Genomic DNA, 1,918 nt, shown 5'->3' with positions numbered 1-1,918 from the left:
AAAAGAGAATTGAATTAGGCATTGCCAAACCTCGTCATAAGTGGACTGAAGAAGAAAATGAGTTAATTAGAATTACGCCTGTTAGTCAAACTAAAGAATTGGCGAAAAGACTTGGCGTAACTCCTAATGCTTTAAGTAAACGGAGAAAAAAACTAGGATTAGCTAAAATTGGACAATGGCAGAAATTGATTTCATCAAGAAAAATGCCAAGAAGATGAGTAATCAGGAATTACTTTATTACTTGCCTAATCAAACCGTAAAAACTAAGCATACTCTAAGCTCCTTGCGCACATTAAAGCATAAGCTAGGAATAACTGGTGGTAAGAAAACAAACAAAGGCAGAGCTTACAACGATTTCGAGCTAAGAATCATTAAATCACCTAAGTATACTAACAAACAAGCATCCCTCCATATTGGCAGGACACCAAATGCAATCGGGAAAAAGCGTGCGAAACTTAGAGAAGAAGGGATTATTAAGTGGTGAGGAGAAAAAATGAAAAAATATCATGGCGATAATCGACCACCTAGGTCTTAAAAAATAAGTTATTTAGATACAATTTTAGAAAAATGGTAAGTAAAGAGAAAGGAAGATGATTAGATGTACATTTTCGCAAGTGATCCACATGCTACGGGCCAGCCTTGGATTGATTTAGTAGAGAAAGCTAGAACCAAATACCCGTTAGCTAAGGTGGTCTTTGGTGGTGATTACATTGATGGTCGTGCTTTTGCTAAGGAAACATTAGATTATGTATTTTCTGTACCTGATGCAGTTGTCTTGCGAGGCAACCATGAACAAATGTTAATTGACTCTGTAAAAAGAGGTGAAAAGGGGCTTTGGTTAGCTAATGGCGGTGAAACGACTTTAATTTCATTGTTTGGTGAAGATATGTCTTTCAAACTTACTGCGAATAAGTTTAGGGATTCTTATGAAGCATCAAAATCAGGACTTCCATCCCCTACATTTGGTGATATCATGTATGAATTTTGGACAAAGTCAGAGGAAAAACTTACCTCTAGTGGCTATATAGAAAAACTAAGCACCTTACCGTTAAAATATGAAACTAACAACATCATCTTTATTCACGCAGGAGTTCGGTTAGACGGTCAAGAAACAGATCAAGAGTTTGCTTTGTGGTCTCGGGAAGATTACTGGTATATTGACCGCCAAGAACATGATTATGTTTTTGCTCACAATACTACTGGTAAAACAATTGTTACAGGTCATACGCCAACTTGTATGTTATCAGGCGTCTATGAGCAGCCATTCCCAAAGGCAAATCCAGAAGGGGTTATTCTAGGTGACACTAATACTTACCAATGTCCTGTAAAAATCGTTAAGTATGATGGTGAACCTGCTCGAATTTTTACTGACGGCGGATGCCACGCTCGATTAGACGGGCATCATGGTAATGTAGTCGTCTTAGATGACAATGGGGCATTAATTGATATTTTCTCGTGAAAGTTAATGATTTTTGGATAGATTGTTCGTCAGAATGTTGGCAAATCGATGTTATTTTAGTGTATTCCCTACGTATGTAGGGGTGATCCCGGAAAGAGATGGCGGAGGAGGAAAAATTATGAGTATTCCCTACGTATGTAGGGGTGTTCCTCGACTGGCGCTGTCAGCTGGTCAAGACGTCAGTATTCCCTACGTATGTAGGGGTGGTTCTAAAAAGTTTGTCAATAAACAAAAAGCATTTCAGTATTTCCTATGTATGTAGGGGTGGCTCTGGTTGCCAAGGAGGAAAGTGATGCAAACCGATGTATTCCCTACGTATGTAGGGGTGATCCTTGGTCCACGTACGTTTGTTGTCTGTAACCTCTTGTATTCCCTACGTATGTAGGGGTGATCCTTGTTGTGCCTGCCAGCTAGAAACTGCGTTCAGGTATTCCCTACGTATGTAGGGGTGGATCTATT

General features: G+C 39.3%; 3 protein-coding genes and 1 CRISPR repeat array. All 3 genes read left to right on the top strand.

Annotated elements, in window-relative coordinates:
• Positions 1-218: hypothetical protein (locus JCM10991_RS15465; protein ID WP_035189050.1), on the top strand; the 218-nt coding region annotated here is incomplete at its 5' end.
• A complete protein-coding gene (locus tag JCM10991_RS11565; RefSeq protein WP_056986839.1) occupies positions 176-484 on the top strand; it encodes a hypothetical protein in 309 nt (102 codons plus the stop codon). The genes JCM10991_RS15465 and JCM10991_RS11565, both read left to right, overlap by 43 nt.
• Before the next feature lie 114 nt (positions 485-598).
• Entirely contained in the window at positions 599-1,459 is an 861-nt protein-coding gene (locus JCM10991_RS11560; protein WP_025021574.1) for a metallophosphoesterase, read from the top strand.
• Positions 1,460-1,520: 61 nt separating this feature from the next.
• A CRISPR array of direct repeats spans positions 1,521-1,910; the repeat unit is 24 nt; unit sequence GTATTCCCTACGTATGTAGGGGTG.
• Positions 1,911-1,918: the final 8 nt, after the last annotated feature.

The sequence above is a fragment of the Ligilactobacillus equi DSM 15833 = JCM 10991 genome, from assembly GCF_000615765.1.
GTDB lineage: Bacteria > Bacillota > Bacilli > Lactobacillales > Lactobacillaceae > Ligilactobacillus > Ligilactobacillus equi.
The sequence above is the reverse complement of the archived record's forward strand: the minus strand, read 5'-3'. Positions and strand labels throughout refer to the sequence as shown.